This is a genomic window from Bradyrhizobium dasycarpum, from assembly GCF_042019905.1.
Lineage (GTDB): Bacteria > Pseudomonadota > Alphaproteobacteria > Rhizobiales > Xanthobacteraceae > Bradyrhizobium > Bradyrhizobium japonicum_B.
In genome coordinates, this window is record NZ_CP169574.1 from 1,507,550 (window position 1) to 1,528,125 (window position 20,576).

Below are 20,576 nucleotides of genomic sequence, written 5' to 3' on the forward strand. Positions count from 1 at the left end.
CCCTACCCCTGATTCTTCGCCACGTGCGCGGCGAAGGCGTCGATGTATTGCTGCAGCACCGTCTTCAAGGAGTCCTTGGTCAGGCTGCCGTCCGCGCCGAAGGCATCGCCGACGCCGTTGAGGTAGATTTCCGGCTGCTGCAGCAGCGGACCGGAGATGCCCGGCAGGACATTCTGCAGATGCTTCGCCGCGCTGACGCCGCCGAGCGGTCCCGGCGAGTTCGAGATGATGCCGATCGGCTTGCCGAGCAGCGAGCTCTTGCCATAGGGGCGCGAGGCGACGTCGATGGCGTTCTTGAGGACGCCCGGGATCGAGCGATTGTATTCGGGGGTGACGAACAGGACGCCGTTCGACTTCTGAAGCTTGTCGCGGAAGGCCAGCCAGTCCGCGGGCGGCGCACCCTCGAGATCCTGATTGAAGAACGAGATGCCGGCCGGCGTGATGACCTCGAGCTTCAGCGAGCCGGGCGCGAGCTTGGCAAGCGCGTTGGCGATCTTCAGCGAAAAGCTTTCCTTGCGCAGGCTGCCGGCGATCGTGACGATATTGTAGGCCATGAGGTGTCCTTGAACCTTGAGGGAGGTGCCCGACCGCACTTAAGCGATCCGGACCGATTGATGCAAGTGCATGAACCGGCCCGAATTGGAAACGCTGCGTTTCGCGAAAGCAGATGGTGCGGCAAGTAGCCCGGATGGAGCGCAGCGTAATCCGGGGCCAATTTGCCTTGTGGCAACCTCCCGGATTGCGCTGCGCTACATCCGGGCTACGAACCATAACAATCAGGCCGCCCGAGGGCGGCCTGAACGTTCGCGCGGACCGTGAAGCAGCTCAGATCGTCGGATTCCACGCCGACGGGATCAGGCGATATTTGGCGCCGTCCTTCACGACATGACCGACCGACGGGAAGGTGAAGTGGAAGCCGACCACCGTCGCCTTCTCCGCTGCCGCCATATCGTAGAACTTGTGACGCGTCTGCTGCGCCATCGCCGCGTCCATGTCGAACATGACGTGCCAGTCCGGATTGCGCAGGAAGAATTCCGGGATGTTGGTGACGTCGGACTGGATCAGCACCTTGGCATCGCCCGACGCAACCACGAACGAGGTGTGGCCGGGCGTGTGGCCCGGCGTTGCGATCGAGGTGATGCCCGGCGCGACCTCCTTGCCCCACTCGTACTTCGTCACCTTCGACTCGAGGCCGGCGAAGGTTTTCTTCATGTTGGCGAAATTGTTCTTCAGCGCCGGATTGGACTCGGCCTTGGCGGCGTTGTCCTCACTGGTCCAGAACTCCCACTCCTTGCCGGGCACCATGATCTCCGCGTTCGGAAAGGCCAAGGCGCCGTCGGCCAGGCGGATGCCGTTGATGTGGTCGCCATGCATATGCGACAGCAGCACGACGTCGACGCTCTTGGGGTCGACGCCGGCAGCCTGCATGTTCTGCAATGTGCGGCCGACAGCGCCCTTGCTGGCCTCTAAATTGGCGATGCCGTTACCGGTATCGATCAGCACCAGCTTGGATCCGGTATTGATGAGCTGCGGGTTGAACGGGATCGTGACCATGCCTTTCGGCATGTAGGCCGCCTCCCCTGCGGCCAGCGCTTCCTCCTTCGGAATGTTGGCGACGAACCTCTCCGGCATCGGAAAGGTGCGCGCGCCGTCGTTGATCGAGGTGCACTCGAAGCTGCCGACCTTGTAGCGATAGAAGCCCGGCGCTTGCGTTCCGGCCTGCGGCGCTGCGGCCTTGGCGGCGGTCGGTCCAAGCCCGGCCGCTGCAGCCGCGCCGAGGGCGGCGGCGCCTGCGAGCAGATGACGGCGACTGAGATCGGTCATGGAAGGTCCCCTTCTGAGCGCTTTGCGGTTTTTCCGCCTGCAATGGCGGCGGAATTTAATCGCGCGCTGCGCGCAGAAGGCAAGACCTTTCCTTCGGTGACCTGCCGTCGCAGATCACGATTATTTATTCGGGTTGATGAGGAATTTTTCCCCGGTGGCGCGTTTGGCGTACACGGCGATGTTGGCGGGATCGAGCGCCTCGGCCAGCGAGACTACCTTGGTGTAGTGACTGGCGAAGGTGGTCTTGAGCTCGGACGCCACGCGCTGGCGCAGGCGGCCGATCTCGGCCGGACCGATCTTCTGGAGGAACGGCGTCAGCAGCCAGCCGCCGACGCCCCAGGTCAGGCCGAACGACCGGCTCAATTCGGTCGGCCGATTGTCGAGGCTGCCGTAGATATAGACCTGCTTGTACACGTTGGAGCCGTAGCGGCTGTATTCCTTCGCGGTCTTGTTGGCCGCGACTTCCATGGCGGTCAGGATCTGGCTGGCCAGCTTGCCGCCGCCGATGGCATCGAACGCGATGGTGGCGCCGGTCTCGACCAGCGCATTGGTGAGATCGTCCGTGAAGCTTGGCGCGCTGGAATCCACGATGTACTTGGCGCCGATCTTGCGCAGGATATCGGCCTGCTCCTTGCTCCTGACGATGTTGACGAGGCCGATGCCGTCCTTGATGCAGATCTTGTTGAGCATCTGGCCGAGATTTGAGGCGGCGGCCGTGTGCACGAGCGCCTTGTGGTTCTCGCGCCGCATCGTCTCGGTCATGCCGAGCGCGGTCAGCGGATTGACGAACCAGGACGCGCCGTCGGCCGCCGTGGTGCCCGCCGGCAGCTCCATGACGTCGCGGACCTTCAGCACGCGGTACTGCGTGTACATCGCGCCGCCGATCATCGACACCGTCTTGCCCATCAGCGCTTTCGCCGCGTCCGACGCGCCGGTCCGGATCACCGTGCCGGCGCCCTCGTTGCCGACTGGCAGCGACTGATCGAGCCGGGCTGCCATCATCCGCATCGCCGCCTCCGGCATCGTCGCGGTGATGACCGGCATCTCCTTGGTGCCGGAGGCTTTGGCGGCCGACATGTCGGCCGGGCCGATCAGGAGGCCGAGATCGGAGGGGTTGATCGGCGTCGCCTCGACGCGGACGACGACCTCGTCGTCGGCCGGCTCCGGCGTCGGGACCTCCACGAGCGACAATTCCAGCTCGCCGCTCTTCTTGAGCAGCGAACGCAGTTGCAGTCCGGTCTCGTGCAGTCCGGTCTCGCCGTCGCTCATGTCGGTCCTCCCCTGTGTTTGGTCAAGCGCCGGCTTATGCCAGCGCCTTCAGTGCCGCCTTGCCGCCGTAGAGCGCCTGCTTGCCGAGCTGCTGCTCGATGCGCAGGAGCTGATTGTATTTGGCGGTGCGGTCGGAACGCGCAAGGGAGCCGGTCTTGATCTGACCGCAATTGGTGGCGACCGCGAGGTCGGCGATGGTGGAATCCTCGGTCTCGCCGGAGCGGTGCGACATCACCGAGGTGTAGCCGGCCTTGTGCGCCATCTCGACGGCGGCGAGCGTCTCGGTCAGCGTGCCGATCTGGTTGACCTTGATCAGGATCGAGTTGGCGCGGCCGGCCTTGATGCCGTCGGCGAGGCGCTTGACGTTGGTGACGAAGAGGTCGTCGCCGACCAGCTGGCACTTCTTGCCGACGAGGTCGGTGAGCTCCTTCCAGCCGTCCATGTCGTCCTCCGACATGCCGTCCTCGATGGTGACGATCGGATAGCGCGAGACGAGGTCAGCCAGGTACTTGGCCTGCTCGGAGATCGAGCGGGTCTTGCCCTCGCCTTCATAGACGTACTTGCCGTCCTTGAAGAACTCGGTCGAGGCGCAGTCGAGGCCGAGCACGATGTCGCTCCCGGCCTTGAAGCCGGCCTTGCCGATCGCGTTCATGACGAAGTCGAGCGCGGCGTCGGCCGACGGCAGGTTCGGGGCGAAGCCGCCCTCGTCGCCGACATTGGTGTTGTGGCCGGCCTTCTTCAGCTCCGACTTCAGCGTGTGGAAGACTTCCGCGCCGTAGCGCAGGCCCTCGGCAAAGGACGCGGCGCCGACCGGCAGGATCATGAATTCCTGGAAGTCGATCGGGTTGTCGGCATGCACGCCGCCATTGATGATGTTCATCATCGGCACCGGCAACAGGCGCGCCGAGGTGCCGCCGACGTAGCGGTAGAGCGGCATGTCGAGCGAGTTCGCGGCCGCCTTGGCGCAGGCCAGCGAGACGCCGAGAATGGCGTTGGCCCCCAGCCGGCTCTTGTTCGCCGTGCCGTCGAGGTCGATCATGATCTGGTCGAGCTGGGCCTGCTGCTCGACATCGAGGCCGCTGAGGGCCTCGAAGATCTCGCCGTTGACGGCGCCGACCGCCTTGCTGACACCCTTGCCGAGATAGCGGGCCTTGTCGCCGTCGCGCAGTTCCACCGCCTCATGGGCGCCCGTCGAGGCGCCGGAGGGCACGGCAGCGCGGCCGAGCGCGCCATCCTCCAGCACGACATCGACCTCGACGGTGGGATTGCCCCGGCTGTCGAGGATTTCGCGGCCGATGATGTCGATAATGGCGGTCATGATGTGCACTTCCGTTCGTTAGGGCTGATCGGTGCCGCGGGTCTTACACGGGCCGCAAGCAAATGTGAACGCTTGGACGATGGGCTTCGACTGACGCGTGAGACGGCCGGGGCTAAGCTCGCATTCGATTGATCTGCGCGTCCAACCTCAATCTGAACCAGCCGGGGTAACGCCATGAATCGCCGCCAGTTTCTCGTCTCGAGCGCCGCGCTGCTCGCGACCCGGCCAGCTCTCGCCCAGGAGGGCCCGTTCCGGACGAAATATTTCCCGATCAGTGCCGGCATCGGCCTGCATGATCTGGCCCCCGCCCCCGACGGTTCGGTCTGGTTCACGGCGCAGGGCAAGGGCCTGCTCGGCAGGCTCGAACCCCGGGATGGCCGTTTCAAGACGGTCAGCCTCGGCGAAGGCGCCGCTCCGCATGGCGTGACCATCGGGCCCGACGGTGCGCCCTGGATCACCGAGGGCGGCCAGAACGCGATCGCGCGGGTCGATCCCTCCGACCTCAAGGTCACGCTGTTCCGCCTGCCGGAGAAGTTCGCTGCCGCCAACCTCAACACCGGCGTGTTCGACAAGGAGGGCACCTACTGGTTCACCGGTCAGTCCGGCTATTACGGCCGCCTCGCGCCGAAGTCCGGCGACATGAATGTGTTCAGGGCGCCCAAAGGCGTCGGTCCCTACGGCATCACGGTCACCCCCAAGGGCGATGTCTGGTACGCCTCGCTCGCCGGCAACCATATCGCCATGATCGACCGTGCGACCGGCAACGCCAGCATCGTCGAGCCGCCCACGCCGCGCCAGGGTTCGCGGCGGGTGTGGTCGGATTCGAGGAGCCGGATCTGGGTCAGCGAATGGAATAGCGGCCACGTCTCGGTGCACGATCCCGCCGATGGGTCGTGGAAGACGTGGAAGCTGCCGGGCGAACGCCCCCGCGCCTATGCCGTCTTCGTCGACGACAAGGACAAGGTCTGGCTGACCGACTTTTCCACCAACGCCATCGTGCGCTTCGATCCCGCTACGGAGACGTTCAACGTCTTCGCCAGCGACAAGGCCAATGCCAATGTGCGCCAGCTCGACGGACGGCCGGGCGAGCTGTGGGGTTGCGAGTCCGGCAACGACCGCATCGTCATGATCCAGACCATCGCGAGCGGTTGACGGCAGCGATATTTGCGTCCATCCCGGCGTGGAAACAGGATGCGACGATGGCGAAGAAATCCCTCCAGCTCGGCCGTGCGGTCGAGTGGCCCCCACACCGGAAGACGCGCAGCTCGACCGCGTGCCCAATCCGCAAAAGGGCACCGACTACCTGGTGCGCTTCACTGTGCCGGAATTCACCTCGCTCTGTCCGGTCACGGGCCAGCCGGATTTCGCGCATCTGATGATCGACTACGCGCCGGGTGCGTGGCTGCTGGAATCGAAATCGCTCAAGCTCTACATCGCAAGCTTCCGCAACCACGGCGCCTTTCACGAGGACTGCACCGTGATGATCGGCAAGCGCATCGCCTCGGAGATCAAGCCGAAATTCTTGCGCATCGGCGGCTATTGGTATCCGCGCGGCGGCATTCCGATCGACGTGTTCTGGCAGACCGGCCGCGTGCCCAAGGGCCTGTGGGTGCCCGAGCAAGGCGTCGCGCCCTATCGCGGACGGGGCTGAGAACGACGCGAGCGGCGACTCGCGAACTGGTTGCGGCGTGCGGCGCTACTTCGAGACGGATGACCTTTCCCAGGGACGTTTGCCGTTCGCATCTCGGTCCCAGGGACGCGTGGTCGGGGCGTTCTTTTCCTCGGCAGCCGCTTTCGCGCGGTCAGCCTGCACCTGCTCGCGATCCGTCACCGGTGGCTTGGGCTGGGCTTGAGACGTCTGCGCGGCGACCGGAGCCATGGCGAGCAGCGCAGCGATCAGGAACTTTGTCATCCCCGGCTGTAGCACGCCGACGGCACGACGTCCGATTTAGTTGCGGGGTTTCGGTACCCTTTCGTCAGGTGCGCGCGTCGGAGGGGACCCGCGGCTTGAGCAGCCGGGCACAGACGAGGCCCAGCACTACCATCACCGCGGCGCTCGCAAACAGGGTCGGGACCTTGCCGGCGTGCTGCAGCCCGAAGCCATAGGCGAGCGGGCCCACGGTCTGCCCCATGAAGAAGAAGAACGAATGCAGCGACAGCGCGGTGGCCCGCGCCTCGATCGAGAGCTCGCTGGCGAAGACCTGCAGACAGCCATGGGCGATGTAGAAGCCCCATCCCATCACGATGAGATTCAGCGCCTGCACTTCCCAGCGCGGCCCGAACGCGACGGCGACGAGCTGCGAGGCCACCAGTGCCATGCCTGATATCATCATGCCCTTGACGCCGAGCCACGGCAGCAGGCGGGACACCGTCAGCGTGTAGAACAGGCCGCCGACCGCAAATCCCGCGATGACCATGCCGGCGATCGACAGCGAGGTCTGGCCGAGGTCGAACAGGAACGAGGCGATGTAGGGAAACAGGCCGAGCACGCAGCAGCCTTCGATGAACACCGCCGAGTAGCAGACATAGGCATTCGGATTGGTGAAGATGGTGCGATAGCCGGCCTTCAGCGCCGACAGGCTCGTCTGCGGCGGAGGCTGGACCTTGGCGCCGCGAAAGCCGGCGGCGACCGCGATCGACGCCACGATCACGAGCCCGCCCAGCACCGCGAGCACGCCGCGCCAGCCGAGGAAATCGCCGATCAGGCCGGAGGCCGAGGCGCCGAGCAGATTGCCGGTCATGGCGCCGGCGAGCGTGCGGCTGATCGCAACCTGGCGCTTCTCGGGCCCGACGAGATCGCTGGTGAGGCTCAGCGCCACCGGAAACACGCCGCCGGAGCCGATGCCGGCGAGGATGCGGGTCGCGAACAGAACCGAGAACGAGGTCGAGAATGCGCCCAGGATGTTGGCGAAGCCGAGCAGCGCGAGACAGCCGATCATCAGCCGCGTCTTGCCGAACAGATCGGCGGCAGCGCCGATGATCGGCTGGATGATCGAGAAGGTGAAGGCGAACACCGCGGCAAAGCCCGCGGCGGTGGCGATGCTGACGCTAAAATCCTCGGCGACGTGCGGCAGCACCGGATCGAGCGCGCGCGCCGACAAGGCCGCGGCGAAGCTTGCGCCCGAGATGACGTAGAGCGCTGCCGGCAAGCCGTGATCCTGCGCCCGCGCCTCGCCTTGCTGCATCAGCGCGGGTTCTTTGCCAGCTCGTCGAACGCCATCAGCCTGGCGATCAGCCTCTCGAACTCGCGCAGCGGCACCATGTTGGGCCCGTCGGAGGGCGCGCGATCAGGATCGGGATGGGTCTCGATGAAGACGCCGGCAACGCCGACCGCGACCGCAGCACGGGCGAGCACCGGCACGAATTCGCGCTCGCCGCCTGACGAGGTCCCCTTCCCGCCCGGCTGCTGCACCGAATGGGTGGCGTCGAAGATCACGGGAGCGCCGGTGGTGCGCGCCAGGATCGGCAGCGCGCGCATGTCGGAGACCAGCGTGTTGTAGCCGAACGACACCCCGCGCTCGGTGACGAGCACGTTGGGATTGTTCGCACTCGTGATCTTGGCGACGACGTTCGCCATGTCCCACGGCGCCAGGAATTGGCCCTTCTTGACGTTGACGACCTTGCCGGTCGCGGCCGCAGCCAGCAGCAGATCGGTCTGCCGGCACAGGAAGGCGGGGATTTGCAGGATGTCCACGGCCTGCGCGACCTCGGCGCATTGCGTGGCCTCATGCACGTCGGTCAGGACCGGCAGGCCGAGCGAGGCGCGGATTTCGGCGAAGATCGGCAGCGACTGCGAAAGGCCGAGGCCGCGCGCCGCCGAGGCGCTGGTGCGGTTGGCCTTGTCGAACGAGGTCTTGTAGACGAGGCCGATGTTCAGCCGCGCAGCGATCTCCTTCAGCGCGGAGGCGACCTCCAGCGCATGCTGACGGCTTTCGAGCTGGCAGGGGCCGGCAATGATCGAGATCGGCAGATCGTTGCCGAACTTGACCTTTCCGATGGTGACGACCGGCGCCGCTGAATGCGAAGAGCTCAAGGCAAATCCCTCGTTTCGGCGCGACCATAGCCGCGATGAGGGTCGGATCAACCCTATTCGGCCCGGACCGTTCGAATATCAGGGTTGCGCCAGAGTTCCGCGCCGCCGCCAGAACTATCGCAACGGAGCGAGAGAGCCTCCACTTCGTCATGGCCGGGCTCCTCCCGGCCATCCACGCCTCGCGACACAGCACCAAGAACGTGGATGCCCGGGCCTTCGCCGCGCCGAAGCGGCTTCGGCCGCGCAGGCGGGACAAGCCCCGGGCATGACGATCTATTGTGACGGTCCAATTGCGACAGCCCTGAGCGCGGCAGGGATCGCTACTTCACCGCCGAGAATGCAGTCGGCGTCAGGATCTGGCTGACAATGTTGCCGACGATCTGGCCGTCGGCTTCGCTCTCGGCGCGGGCTTTCATCCAGTCCGGATCGGTCATGAACGCGCCCCACTTCTTCTCGCGCTCGGCAAGCGAGTCCCAGGCCAGGAAATAGGTCAGCTCCTGGTTCGATTCACCGATCAGCGTCGTGAAGAATCCGGCCTGCTTGATGCCGTGCTTCTCCCAGATCTTCAGCGTGGCGGTCTCGAACCGCTTCAGGAGCGCCGGCAGCCGGCCGGGCACGCAGCGATAGACGCGCATTTCGTAGATCATTGGAGTTCACTCCCTTGTTGTTCTTGCGGAGGGAAGTTGTCGCAACAAATTGCGTGTGCGTCAAAGGCGGGCGAGCCGGCTACACCAGCCGGCTCTGCACCATCGCCGCCTGAATGAACGAAGCGAACAGCGGATGCGGCTCGAACGGCCGCGACTTCAGCTCGGGGTGGAACTGGACGCCGATGAACCAGGGATGGTCCTCGTACTCGACGATCTCAGGCAGCACGCCGTCGGGCGACAGGCCGGAGAATTTCAGGCCGTGCTGCTCGAGGCGGTCCTTGTAGGCGGTGTTGACCTCGTAGCGATGGCGGTGACGCTCGGAGATCTCGGTGGCGCCGCCATAGACCTGCGAGACGCGGCTGCCGCGGCTCAGCGCCGCGGGGTATGCGCCAAGCCGCATCGTGCCGCCGAGATCGCCGGCCTGTGAGCGCTTCTCGAGCTCGTTGCCGCGCAGCCATTCCGTCATCAGGCCGACCAGCGGCTCCTTGGTCGGGCCGAACTCGGTGGAATTGGCGTCCTCGATGCCGACGAGGTTTCGCGCCGCCTCGATCACCGCCATCTGCATGCCGAAGCAGATGCCGAAGTAAGGCACGTCGCGCTCGCGCGCGAATTGCGCCGCCTTGATCTTGCCCTCCGCCCCGCGCTGGCCGAAGCCGCCGGGGACCAGGATGCCGTTGACGTGCTCGAGGAACGGCGCCGGATCTTCCTTCTCGAAGATCTCGCTCTCGATCCAGTCGAGATTGACCTTCACCTTGTTGGCGATGCCGCCATGCGAGAGGGCCTCGATCAGTGACTTGTACGCATCCTTCATGCCGGTGTACTTGCCGACGATGGCGATGGTGACGTTGCCTTCGGGATTGCGCACGCGCTCGTTGATCTCCTGCCAGCTGCGCAGCTCCGGCGGAATCCGCGAGGCGATGCCGAAGGCGGCGAGCACCTCGTCATCGAGGCCCGCATTGTGATAGGCCTCGGGCACCGCGTAGATGTTGTCGACGTCGCGCGCCTCGATCACGGCGCTTTCGCGCACGTTGCAGAACAGCCCGAGCTTGCGCCGCTCCTCCTTCGGGATCTCGCGGTCGGTGCGGCAAAGCAGGATGTCCGGTTGGATGCCGATCGAGCGCAGCTCCTTCACCGAGTGCTGCGTCGGCTTGGTCTTCAATTCACCGGCGCTCGGAATGTAGGGCAGCAGCGTGAGATGGATATAGACGGCGTGATCGCGCGGCAGCTCATTCTTGAGCTGGCGGATCGCCTCGAAGAACGGCAGGCCCTCGATGTCGCCGACCGTGCCGCCGATCTCGACCAGCACGAAGTCGTAGTCGTCATTGCCGTCGAGGACGAATTCCTTGATCGCGTTGGTGACGTGCGGAACCACCTGGATGGTCGCGCCGAGATAATCGCCGCGGCGCTCCTTGGAGATGATGTCCTGGTAGATGCGCCCGGTCGTGATGTTGTCGGCCTTGGTCGCCGGCCGGCCGGTGAAGCGCTCGTAGTGACCGAGATCGAGATCGGTCTCCGCGCCGTCATCGGTCACGAACACTTCGCCGTGCTGATACGGCGACATCGTTCCGGGATCGAGATTGAGATAGGGGTCGAGCTTGCGGAGGCGGACCTTGTAGCCCCGGGCTTGCAACAGCGCACCGAGTGCCGCCGAAGCCAGACCCTTGCCGAGCGAAGAAACCACGCCGCCGGTGATGAATATGTACCGCGCCATGGGACTTAACCTCTAATCCCCTACATTCGATTCGCCAAAGCGATTCGTATTCCGCCCCAAAGATTCTGCGGGCCTGTGGGTGAGCCAAAACTAAGAGTGGTGACAGTGCCTTGATGGGGATTGTTGATGCAGGACGGTAGCAGCCGCCCTGCATGGCCCCCCTGCTTTATTGCGAGCGCGGCACCTGTGGGCCGGTCGGAGCCGGCGCCTGCTGCTGCTCGTCCGCCTTCTTCAGCAGATCCAGGATGCCGCCGGATGTCGGCGGCGCGATCGGCGATCCGCCGGCTGGCTGGCCCTGCGACGCCGGCGTGCCGATGATCGACGATGGCGCACGGCTGTAGCCGGCGTGCCAGGACAGGAACATGCTGGTGAGGAAGAACCCGGCGGCCAGGATCGCGGTGGTTCGCGTCAGCAGGTTCGCGGTGCCGCGGCTCGACATGAAGCCCGCGCCGCCGCCCATGCCGAGGCCGCCGCCTTCCGACTTCTGCAGCAGGACGGCGCCGATCATTACGGCGACGATCATGAGATGGATGACGATGACAACGGTCTGCATAGTGCCCTTCCGTCACAAGCGGGCGGCGCCTGACGTCGGCCGATCGCGCTTCGCGGGTTTTCCTGAAGTTGCGCGGTGTTACACGATCGGAGGGGGCATTGCCACCCCCGATCGGGTCCGGATCAGCGCTTTGGATTAGCTAGGGGCAGCCCTTGGCAATCGCAAGGAAATCGGCCGCCTTCAGGCTGGCACCGCCGACCAGAGCTCCGTTGACGTTGCTCACGGCCATCAGCTCGGCCGCATTCGAGGGCTTCACCGAGCCGCCGTAGAGGATGCGCATCCGGCTACCTTCGGCCTTGAACCTGGTGGTTAGGAGTTCCCGGATAAACCCATGAATCTGCTCGACATCCTTGGCCGTCGGGGTCAGGCCGGTGCCGATGGCCCAGACCGGCTCATAGGCCACGACGAGATCTGCGGCGGTCGAGCCATCGGGCAGCGAGCCCGCGAGCTGCCCGCGCAGAATCTCCAGGGTCTGGCCGGCGTCGCGCTGGCCTTGGGTTTCGCCGACGCAGACGATCGCTGTCGCTCCGGCGCGCCAGGCCGCCTCGGCCTTTTGGCGGATCAGGGCATCACCCTCGCTGTGATCGGCGCGGCGCTCGGAATGGCCGACGATGATGGCGCTCGCCCCCGCATCCACCAGCATTTCCGCGGCAATATCGCCGGTATGCGCGCCCGAGGCCTTGGGATGGCAATCCTGGGCCCCCACCGCGACCTTCTTGCCGCGCGCCTTCTCGGCGAAGGTCGCAATCAGGGTCGCGGGCGGGCAGACCAGCAGATCGGCCTTGCCGGTCACCCCGGCCGCGCCGTCGAGCATGGCCGCGAACTCGGCGGCCTGGGCCTTCAGACCGTTCATTTTCCAATTGCCGGCGATCAGGGGGCGGATGGCGTCGGTCATGTCAATTCCCAGCAAAATGAGGTTTGTGCATGCGCTAGCAGAGGACCTGCCGCAGTTCCAGATTCTTGTTTTGACGCGTTTTCCAGACCCGAACCGGGTCCACTTCGCTCGAAAACGCTTTGGGGCTTTTCACCGCAGCCGCAAGCGGTCCGAGGACCCGAGGTTGCGGGGGAAAGCCGCCACTTTATGATGATGGATCAATTTGGTGACGCGCTTTTGCGGAATCTGCATTAAGACGCGCTCCCGTTCCCCTCCTGCTCAGACAAGTTGGACCAAATGCTTCGAGGAATGCGCAAGGCCTCATCAAACTGGCTCGGCAAGATCATTATGGCCGTGGTGATGGGCGTGTTGATCATCAGTTTCGGCGTTTGGGGCATTGCCGACATCTTCAAGGGCTTCGGGCAGTCCACGGTGGCCAAGGTCGGCGGCACCGAGATTTCGCTCAACGAGTTCCGCCAGATCTACACCGACCGCCTGCAGCAGATCGGCCGCCAGGTCGGCCGGCCGCTGACGCCCGATCAGGCCCGCGCCTTCGGCCTCGACCGCCAGGTGCTGCAGCAGACCATCGCGGAAGCTGCCCTCGACGAGGAGGCGCGCCGGCTCGGGCTCGGTCAGTCCGATGACCAGATCCGCCAGCTCATCATGAACGACCCCAACTTCAAGGGTGTCGGCGGCAATTTCGATGCGAGCCGCTTCCAGGCCCTGATCCGCAATTTCGGCTATACCGAGCAGCGCTACGTGTCCGAGCAGCGCAAGGTGTCGCTGCGCCGGCAGATCACCGGCACGATCGGGGCCGGCCTGGAGCCGCCGAAGGCCATGATCGACGTGCTGACGCGATACCAGAACGAGCAGCGCGCCATTGAATTCGTCAGGCTCGATGCCGCCCAGGCAGGCCAGATCGACGCACCCTCGCCCGAGGCGCTCGCGGCCTATTTCGAGGATCACAAGGTCCAGTTCCGCGCGCCCGAATATCGCAAGATCGCCTTCGTGGTGGTCTCGCCGGAAGAGATCGGCAAGTGGAGCGAGGTATCGGACGAGGACGCCAGGAAGGTGTTCGAGCAGCGCAAGGACCGGCTCGGCACGCCGGAGAAGCGCCAGATCCAGCAGATCGTCTTCCCCAACGCCGCGGAAGCCCAGGCGGCCCGAGAGCGCCTCGTCGGCGGCATGTCGTTCGAGGACCTCGGCAAGGAACGCGGGCTGAGCGCCTCCGATATCGACCTTGGCCTCGTCAGCAAATCTTCGCTGGATACGGCGGTCGGCGAAGCCGCCTTCGCGCTTCCCGCCGGCGAGATCAGCCAGCCGATCCAGGGCGCGCTCGGCACGTCCATCGTCAAGGTCGACAAGATCGAGCCGGGCAAGGAGGCGGACTACGCCAGCGCGGGCGGCGACATCAAGCGCGAGATCGCGATCGAGCGCGCGCGCGTCAAGGTCAATGATCTCCGCGACAAGATGGAAGACGAGCGCGGCGGCGGCGCCAGCGTGATCGAGGCGGCGCAGAAGCTCGGGCTCAGCGCCGTCACCATCGACGCCGTCGACCGCTCCGGCCGCGCCCCGAACGGCCAGCCGGTCGCCAACATCCCGCAGGGCCTCGACGTGGTGTCGCAGGCCTTCAACACCGATGTCGGCGTCGACAACGACTCGATCTCGTACAAGGGCGGCTATGTCTGGTACGACGTGCTCGCCATCACGCCCTCGCGCGACCGCAATCTCGACGAGGTCCGCGACCAGGTCGAGGCGCGCTGGCGCCAGGACCAGATCGCCACCAAGCTCAAGGCCAAGGCGACCGAGATGGTGAAGAAGCTCGAAGCGGGCGGCAAGCTGGCCGATGAAGCCGCCGCCATCGGCGCCAAGGTCGAGACCGCGACCGGCTTCAAGCGCGACGATACGCCCGCCAGCGTGCCCGCAGCAGTGGTGGCGGCCGCCTTCCGCACCGCCAAGGATGGCGTCGGACAGACGCCGGTGACCGGCGGCACCGAGGTCATCGTCTTCCGCGTCACCGATATCGTCGATCCCGCGGTCGACGCTGCCTCCGACGCGGTCAAGAAGCTGAAGGAGACCCTCGACCGGACCCAGACCGAGGAGCAGGTCGCCTCCTACGTCAACAAGCTTGAAACCGACATCGGGACCACCATTAATCAGGCCGCCTTCGCGCAGGTGACCGGCGCGAACCAGTGAGTTGAAAGCACGCGATGGACGACCTGAAATCGATCATTGGAAAAGTGGCGACCGGCGCCAGCCTGTCGCGTGACGAAGCCGCAGCCGCCTTCGACGCCATGATGAGCGGCGAGGCCACGCCCTCGCAGATGGGCGGCCTGTTGATGGCGCTCAGGGTGCGCGGCGAAACCGTGGACGAGATCACCGGCGCGGTCGCGGCGATGCGCTCCAAGATGCTGACCGTGGCGGCGCCGCCGGACGCCGTCGACATCGTCGGCACCGGCGGCGACGGCTCCGGCTCGGTCAACGTCTCGACCTGCGCCTCCTTCATCGTCGCGGGCGCCGGCGTGCCGGTGGCCAAGCACGGCAACCGCGCGCTGTCGTCGCGCTCGGGCGCCGCCGACGTGCTGGCCTCGCTCGGGGTCAAGATCGATCTGAAGCCGGAGCAGGTCGGCCGCTGCGTGCGCGAATGCGGCATCGGCTTCATGTTCGCGCCCGCCCACCATCCCGCCATGAAGAACGTCGGCCCGACCCGGGTCGAGCTCGCGACGCGCACGATCTTCAATCTGCTCGGCCCGCTGTCCAATCCGGCTGGGGTGAAGCGGCAGATGGTCGGCGTCTTCTCCAGGCAGTGGGTGCAGCCGCTGGCGCAGGTGCTGAAGAACCTCGGCTCCGAATCCGCCTGGGTGGTGCACGGCTCCGATGGTCTCGACGAGATCACCCTCACCGGCCCGACCTTCGTCTCCGCGCTTCACAACGGCGAGATCCGGAATTTCGAGGTGACGCCGGAAGACGCCGGCCTGCCGCGCTGCGAGCCCGGCGCGCTGAAGGGTGGCGATGCCGACGCCAATGCGATCGCGCTGCAAAGTGTGCTCAATGGCAAGCCGAGTGGTTATCGCGACGTGGCCTTGATGAACGCCGCCGCCGCACTGGTCGTGGCCGGGCGCGCCAAGGACCTCAAGGAGGGCGTTGCGATCGGCACCAAGTCACTCGACAGCGGCGCGGCGAACATGCGCCTGGAAGCACCTGATCGCGGTCTCGAACGGCTGAGCCTGACATGTCGGACATCCTGACCAAGATCGAAGCCTACAAGCGCGAGGAGATCGCCGCCGCCAGGCGCGCGCAGCCACTGTCTTCGGTCGAGGCAAAGGCGAAGGCGCAAGGGGCGCCGCGCGGCTTCGTGCGCGCGATCAAGGCCAAGCACGCCAACGGCGATTACGCGCTGATCGCGGAGGTGAAGAAGGCCTCCCCCTCGAAAGGCCTGATCCGCGCCGATTTCGATCCGCCGCAGCTCGCCAGGGCCTATGAGGCGGGCGGCGCGGCCTGCCTGTCGGTGCTGACCGACACGCCCTCGTTCCAGGGCCATCTCGACTTCATGGTCGCTGCGCGCGCCGCGACCGCCCTGCCGGTGCTGCGCAAGGATTTCATGTTCGACACCTATCAGGTGGTCGAGGCCCGGGCGCACGGCGCCGATTGCATCCTGATCATCATGGCGGCACTCGACGATGCCACCGCCCGGGATCTCGAGGATGCAGCGATTGCCTATGGCATGGACGTGCTGATCGAGATCCACGACCGCGCCGAGCTCGACCGGGCGCTGAAACTTCGTTCGCCGATGATCGGGGTCAACAACCGCAATCTTCGCACCTTCGAGACCACGCTCGCGACCAGCGAGGCCTTGGCGCCGCTGATCCCGGCGGACCGGCTGATGGTCGGCGAGAGCGGCATCTTCACGCCCGCCGATCTCGCCCGGCTCGAGCGCGTCGGCATGACGACCTTCCTGGTCGGGGAGAGCCTGATGCGGCAGGCCGACGTCACCGCGGCGACGCGCACGCTGCTGGCGCGGCAGACGGGCGCGCGCGCGACCGGTACGCGCTGACATGGCGCGCAGGGCTTCCACATCCAGGCCGTCGAAGACCGAGCTCTTGAGGACCAGGTCCTCGAAGATGGGGGCCTTGAAGACAAAGACCGGCCCCGCCCTCACCCATATCGGCGCCTCCGGCGAGGCGCGCATGGTCGACGTGTCGGACAAGCCGGCCACCGAGCGGCTCGCGGTCGCGGAAGGCCGCGTCGTCATGACCAAGGCGACGCTCGACCTGATCGTCTCCGGCAACGCCAAGAAGGGCGACGTGCTCGGCACCGCGCGCATCGCAGGGATCATGGCCGCCAAGCGCACCTCGGAGCTGATCCCGCTCTGCCATCCGCTCGCGCTGTCGAAGGTCATCGTCGACATCGAGCCCGACGCAAAGCTGCCGGGCTGCCTGGTCCGCGCCAGCGTCAAGGTGACCGGACCGACCGGCGTGGAGATGGAGGCACTCACCGCGGTGTCCGTCGCCTGCCTCACCATCTACGACATGATCAAGGCGGTCGAGCGCGGGGTGCGCATCGAAGGCATCCATCTGGTCGAGAAGCTCGGCGGCAAGTCCGGCCATTACCGCGCCTGAAGCGCGCTCGTTTCAGCGAGCTGGCCCCCGCGACGCGCATGGCTTGCTTTCGCGCGCGGCAATTCATGCTTCGTTAACCCCGCTTCCTAACTTTACCTCCACACCGTCCCCGTAAACCAACGGGTGTTCTCAGGGCCAGAAGTTGATCCTGAGGTGTGTGCGGCAAATGATCGGCATGAAGACGAGATTCGGCAGTCGCTTTTTTGACCAGGCCTTCGTGCGCAGCGGGCCGATCCGCTGGCTGGTGGTGGGCGGCACGCTGCTGATCGCGGCCATCGCCATCGGCTCGGTCCTGATGGCGCAGAATTTCCGCGAGCGGGCGCTGCGCAACTCCAGCCGCGAGCTGGAAAACACCGTGCTGATGCTCGCCCATCACTTCGACCAGCAATTGCAGGATTTCGCGGTCATCCAGAAGGACTTCGTCGATCACGCGCGTTCGATCGGCATCTCCAGCGTCGCAGACTTCCGCGCCCGCCTCTCCGGTCAGGACGTGCACCGGATGCTGCGTTCGAAGATCGAGGCGCTGCCCTATATCGGCGGCGTCAACATCATCGATGCCGAAGGCAACCTGATCAATTCATCGACGACGTGGCCGGCTCCCAAGGTCAACATCGCCGACCGCGCCTATTTTCGCACCTTCAGGTATGATCCCAATTCGCCCGACGTCTTGATCGAGCCATTGCACAGCCGCATCTCCGGTGCCTGGACCATCCTGGTGGCCCGGAGGATCGTCGGGCCCAACGGCGAGTTCCTCGGTGTCGTCGGACGCGGCATCGAGCCCGCCAATTTCGAGAAGTTCTTCGCTTCCGTCGCGCTCGGCGAAGGCGCGACGATCTCGATGCTGCATCGGGACGGCACGCTGCTCGCCCGTTATCCCCATTCCAGCGAATTGATGGGACAAAACTTCAAGACCGGTGAGTTCGAACGGCAGCGGGTTTTCGGGCTCGATCATTTCGCCGGCCGTTTCACCAGCCCCATCGACGGCGAAGATCGACTGATCTCCTCACGCGCATTGCCCAATTTCCCGATCCTGATGATGGCCACCACCACGCGTGCGGCAGCCCTGACCGACTGGCGCGAGCAGATCGGCATGCTGGTCTCGGTCGCCGCCGCCTCCGCGCTTGCCATCGCAGGCGTGCTGATCGCGGTCGTGCGCAAGCTGCTGGAGCAGCATCGCGCCTCGCGCGAGCGGCTGACTCTGGAGAAGCAGCGGCTCGACCGCGCCGTCAACAACATGACGCAGGGTCTGCTGCTGTTCGACGCCGAGCAGCGGCTGGTGGTCTGCAACCAGCGCTACATCGAAATGTACGGATTGTCGCGCAAGATCGTGAAACCCGGCTGCAGTTTTCACGACATCATCGCCCATCGCAAGGCAACCGGCTCGTTCACGGGCGACGTCGGCGCCTACGTCGCACGCGTGCTGAAGGACATCCACACGCGCAACTCCATGGTGGTCGAGACCTCCGACGGCCGCTCGATCCACATCCTCAACGAGCCGCTCGCGGACGGCGGCTGGGTGGCGACCCATGAGGACATCACCGAGCGCCGCCGCATCGAGGAGCGCATCACGCACCTCGCCCTTTACGACGCGCTGACCGATCTGCCCAACCGTGCCATGTTCCACGAGCATCTGCGCAACGAGCTGGCCACGGCCGGCAATGGCGAAGAGATCGCGGTGCATTACATCGACATCGACGAGTTCAAGGGCGTCAACGACGCGCTCGGCCACCTCGTCGGCGACGAATTGTTGAAATCGGTTGCCGCAAGCCTGCGCCGCTGTGCGGGCCCGGCGGATTTCGTGGCGCGGCTCGGCGGCGACGAATTCGCGATCGTCCAGAGCGCGGTGACCTCACGAGACCAGGTCGACGAGCTCGTCGCGCGGGTGTTCGCGGCCATCCGCGCGCCGTTCGACTGCATGGGCCATCATCTCACCACCGACGCCAGCATCGGCATCGCGCTCGCGCCGGAACACGGCACGGTGCTCGACCAGATCCTCAAGAACGCGGACATGGCGATGTACGCCGCCAAGTCCGCCGGACGCCGCACCTATCGCTTCTTCGAGCCGGAGATGGATGCCAAGGTGCGCGAGCGCCGGCAGCCTCGAGAGCGACCTGCGCCACGCCATCGCCCAAGGCGGCCGCGAAGGAGGCCTCGAAGTCTATTACCAGCCCTGCCTCAGCCTGAAGGATGACCGCATCACCGGCTGCGAGGCCCTGGTGCGCTGGCGCCATCCCGAGCGCGGCATGGTCTCGCCGGCGGAGTTCATCCCGATCGCCGAAGATACCGGCCTGATCAACGAGATCGGCGAATGGGTGCTGGCGACCGCCTGCCGGGACGCCGTGAGCTGGCCCGACGACATCCGCCTCGCGGTCAACGTCTCGCCGGTGCAATTCAAGAGCGGCACCCTGGCCCTGAAGATCATGGCGGCGCTCGCTGCTTCGAACCTGCCGGCGAGCCGGCTCGAGCTCGAGATCACCGAGGCGGTGCTGATCCGCGACGACGATGCCGCGCTCGCGATCCTGCACCAGCTCCGCGCCATCGGCGTGCGCATCGCGCTCGACGATTTCGGCACCGGCTACTCGTCGCTGAGCTACCTGCACCGCTTCCCGTTCGACAAGATCAAGATCGACCGCTGCTTCGTCGAGGACATCGCCCGCCCCGACGGCTCCGCCAGCATCGTCCAGGCCGTCGTCAACCTGGCGGCCGCGCGCCGCATGACCACCACGGCCGAGGGCGTCGAGACCGAGGAGCAGCAGCGCCTGCTGCGTGCGCTCGGCTGCTCCGAGATGCAGGGCTATCTGTTCAGCGCCGCCAGGCCCGCCGACAAGATGCTGGAGCTGTTCGCGCTGCATCGCAGCCGGCTGGCCCAGCGCGAAGGCAGCGGCAGCCGCCGCCGCGGGACGGGTTAGGCCGGACCTCGGTTGTCGGCACAGCGACACTCCCAGAAGCTCTCCTCGAGACAGACAACACAGGTCTGCTCGAGGCGCTCTTTCAGCGCGTGTCGTGCGCGGTGAAGCCGAACCGTCAGATTGTTCACGGTCACCCCAAGATCGGCAGCAACCCGCTCCCGCGGCTCGCCGGCGAGATCGATCCGTCGGATCACTTCGGCATGCTCAGGCTTGAGCAGAGACAGATGGATGTAGAGACACTCGCAGACCACCACATTCGCCGCAGCGTCCTGATCGGCCGCGAGGCGATCGTTGAGCCCATGCGGGAACGGCGTCTCCCGGGTCCTGCTCCTCGACGCTTTGCGGTGGAAGTCGGCGATGGTCGTCGCCAGGACTCTGCTCAGCCAGCCTCGAACCGAGTCTGCGTCGCGAACGTCCCCGGACCGCTCGAGTGCACGCAACATGAAGGCCTGCAGCACCTCCTCCGCTTCCCCCTTGCCGCCAAAGCGTCGTTGCAGGTAGCCGCGCAGGCGATCGTAACTGCCGACGAGGGCAGCGCGAACAAGGGCATCCTGCCCTCCCAGGGAATCGGCTGCCTGCACCGGCAGCTTCTCTTTCGGCGGCTTCATGGCGTATCGTCCTTGCGTGCCATCCGGTGGATCGCTTCGTTGGATCGGAAAGTCCTCAGATCGGGCATGGCCGCAATCCGCGGACGCGGTGCCTTGCCGAACAGGAATCGTGAGAGATCGTCGGAGCCCGAAGCGCTGACGCGGCGACTTCACTGCCAGCAGGCCAGTGATCGCAATGTCGTGGTTCTTCCGCTCAACGCGCAGCGATCGC

The 20,576-nt window shown here is 65.7% G+C and carries 16 protein-coding genes and 3 pseudogenes; 7 read left to right on the plus strand and 12 right to left on the minus strand.

The genetic code is table 11. The features are described from left to right. Window positions 1-2: 2 nt before the first annotated feature. From ACETMP_RS07650 to eno, 4 genes are all read right to left on the minus strand, one after another. Window positions 3-554 (minus strand): NADPH-dependent FMN reductase, encoded by a 552-nt coding sequence (locus tag ACETMP_RS07650; protein ID WP_375160482.1) that lies wholly within the window; start codon window positions 552-554, stop codon window positions 3-5. Window positions 555-825: 271 nt separating this feature from the next. After that, complete coding sequence (locus ACETMP_RS07655) at window positions 826-1,824, minus strand: MBL fold metallo-hydrolase (RefSeq protein ID WP_375160483.1); 999 nt, start codon at window positions 1,822-1,824, stop codon at window positions 826-828. Window positions 1,825-1,944: 120 nt separating this feature from the next. Then, window positions 1,945-3,093 (minus strand): zinc-binding dehydrogenase, encoded by a 1,149-nt coding sequence (locus ACETMP_RS07660; protein ID WP_375160484.1) that lies wholly within the window; start codon window positions 3,091-3,093, stop codon window positions 1,945-1,947. Between the two features lie 34 nt (window positions 3,094-3,127). Continuing rightward, a complete protein-coding gene (gene eno / locus ACETMP_RS07665) occupies window positions 3,128-4,411 on the minus strand; it encodes a phosphopyruvate hydratase (RefSeq protein WP_375160485.1) in 1,284 nt (427 codons plus the stop codon). 174 nt (window positions 4,412-4,585) lie between these two features. On the opposite strand from eno, the gene ACETMP_RS07670 reads away from it, so the two are divergent. Then, the gene (locus ACETMP_RS07670) at window positions 4,586-5,563 is read left to right on the plus strand and encodes a lyase (RefSeq protein WP_375160486.1); all 978 of its coding nucleotides are present in this window, start codon (window positions 4,586-4,588) and stop codon (window positions 5,561-5,563) included. A gap of 47 nt (window positions 5,564-5,610) precedes the next feature. Beyond that, a pseudogene (gene queF / locus ACETMP_RS07675) lies at window positions 5,611-6,062 on the plus strand (preQ(1) synthase). A gap of 45 nt (window positions 6,063-6,107) precedes the next feature. Here the strand turns inward: queF and ACETMP_RS07680 are convergent. The 7 genes from ACETMP_RS07680 to tpiA all read right to left on the minus strand — a co-directional run bounded on the left by ACETMP_RS07680 (window position 6,108) and on the right by tpiA (window position 12,250). After that, a complete protein-coding gene (locus ACETMP_RS07680) occupies window positions 6,108-6,323 on the minus strand; it encodes a hypothetical protein (RefSeq protein WP_028136199.1) in 216 nt (71 codons plus the stop codon). Window positions 6,324-6,387: 64 nt separating this feature from the next. Further along, the gene (locus ACETMP_RS07685; protein ID WP_375160487.1) at window positions 6,388-7,596 is read right to left on the minus strand and encodes an MFS transporter; all 1,209 of its coding nucleotides are present in this window, start codon (window positions 7,594-7,596) and stop codon (window positions 6,388-6,390) included. After that, complete coding sequence (kdsA, locus tag ACETMP_RS07690; protein WP_375160488.1) at window positions 7,596-8,444, minus strand: 3-deoxy-8-phosphooctulonate synthase; 849 nt, start codon at window positions 8,442-8,444, stop codon at window positions 7,596-7,598. Before kdsA ends, ACETMP_RS07685 begins: the two co-directional genes overlap by 1 nt. A 320-nt stretch (window positions 8,445-8,764) precedes the next feature. After that, the gene (locus ACETMP_RS07695; protein WP_028136196.1) at window positions 8,765-9,091 is read right to left on the minus strand and encodes an NIPSNAP family protein; all 327 of its coding nucleotides are present in this window, start codon (window positions 9,089-9,091) and stop codon (window positions 8,765-8,767) included. Between the two features lie 79 nt (window positions 9,092-9,170). Further along, the gene (locus ACETMP_RS07700; protein ID WP_028136195.1) at window positions 9,171-10,802 is read right to left on the minus strand and encodes a CTP synthase; all 1,632 of its coding nucleotides are present in this window, start codon (window positions 10,800-10,802) and stop codon (window positions 9,171-9,173) included. Window positions 10,803-10,968: 166 nt separating this feature from the next. Next, a complete protein-coding gene (gene secG / locus ACETMP_RS07705) occupies window positions 10,969-11,355 on the minus strand; it encodes a preprotein translocase subunit SecG (protein ID WP_375160489.1) in 387 nt (128 codons plus the stop codon). A 139-nt stretch (window positions 11,356-11,494) separates the two neighbouring features. Further along, a complete protein-coding gene (gene tpiA, locus ACETMP_RS07710) occupies window positions 11,495-12,250 on the minus strand; it encodes a triose-phosphate isomerase (RefSeq protein WP_375160490.1) in 756 nt (251 codons plus the stop codon). A 276-nt stretch (window positions 12,251-12,526) separates the two neighbouring features. On the opposite strand from tpiA, the gene ACETMP_RS07715 reads away from it, so the two are divergent. The 5 genes and pseudogenes from ACETMP_RS07715 to ACETMP_RS07735 all read left to right on the plus strand — a co-directional run bounded on the left by ACETMP_RS07715 (window position 12,527) and on the right by ACETMP_RS07735 (window position 19,757). After that, entirely contained in the window at window positions 12,527-14,425 is a 1,899-nt protein-coding gene (locus ACETMP_RS07715; protein ID WP_375160491.1) for a SurA N-terminal domain-containing protein, read from the plus strand. 14 nt (window positions 14,426-14,439) lie between these two features. Beyond that, a pseudogene (gene trpD / locus ACETMP_RS07720) lies at window positions 14,440-15,454 on the plus strand (anthranilate phosphoribosyltransferase). A 7-nt stretch (window positions 15,455-15,461) separates the two neighbouring features. After that, window positions 15,462-16,283 (plus strand): indole-3-glycerol phosphate synthase TrpC, encoded by an 822-nt coding sequence (gene trpC, locus ACETMP_RS07725; protein ID WP_375160492.1) that lies wholly within the window; start codon window positions 15,462-15,464, stop codon window positions 16,281-16,283. A 1-nt stretch (window position 16,284) separates the two neighbouring features. Further along, window positions 16,285-16,848 (plus strand): cyclic pyranopterin monophosphate synthase MoaC, encoded by a 564-nt coding sequence (moaC, locus tag ACETMP_RS07730; RefSeq protein ID WP_375160493.1) that lies wholly within the window; start codon window positions 16,285-16,287, stop codon window positions 16,846-16,848. Between the two features lie 175 nt (window positions 16,849-17,023). After that, window positions 17,024-19,757, plus strand: a pseudogene (locus ACETMP_RS07735) (EAL domain-containing protein). Here ACETMP_RS07735 and ACETMP_RS07740 read toward each other — a convergent pair. Continuing rightward, a complete protein-coding gene (locus ACETMP_RS07740) occupies window positions 19,754-20,365 on the minus strand; it encodes an RNA polymerase sigma factor (protein WP_375160494.1) in 612 nt (203 codons plus the stop codon). The pseudogene ACETMP_RS07735 and the gene ACETMP_RS07740 overlap by 4 nt on opposite strands. Window positions 20,366-20,576 lie beyond the last annotated feature (211 nt).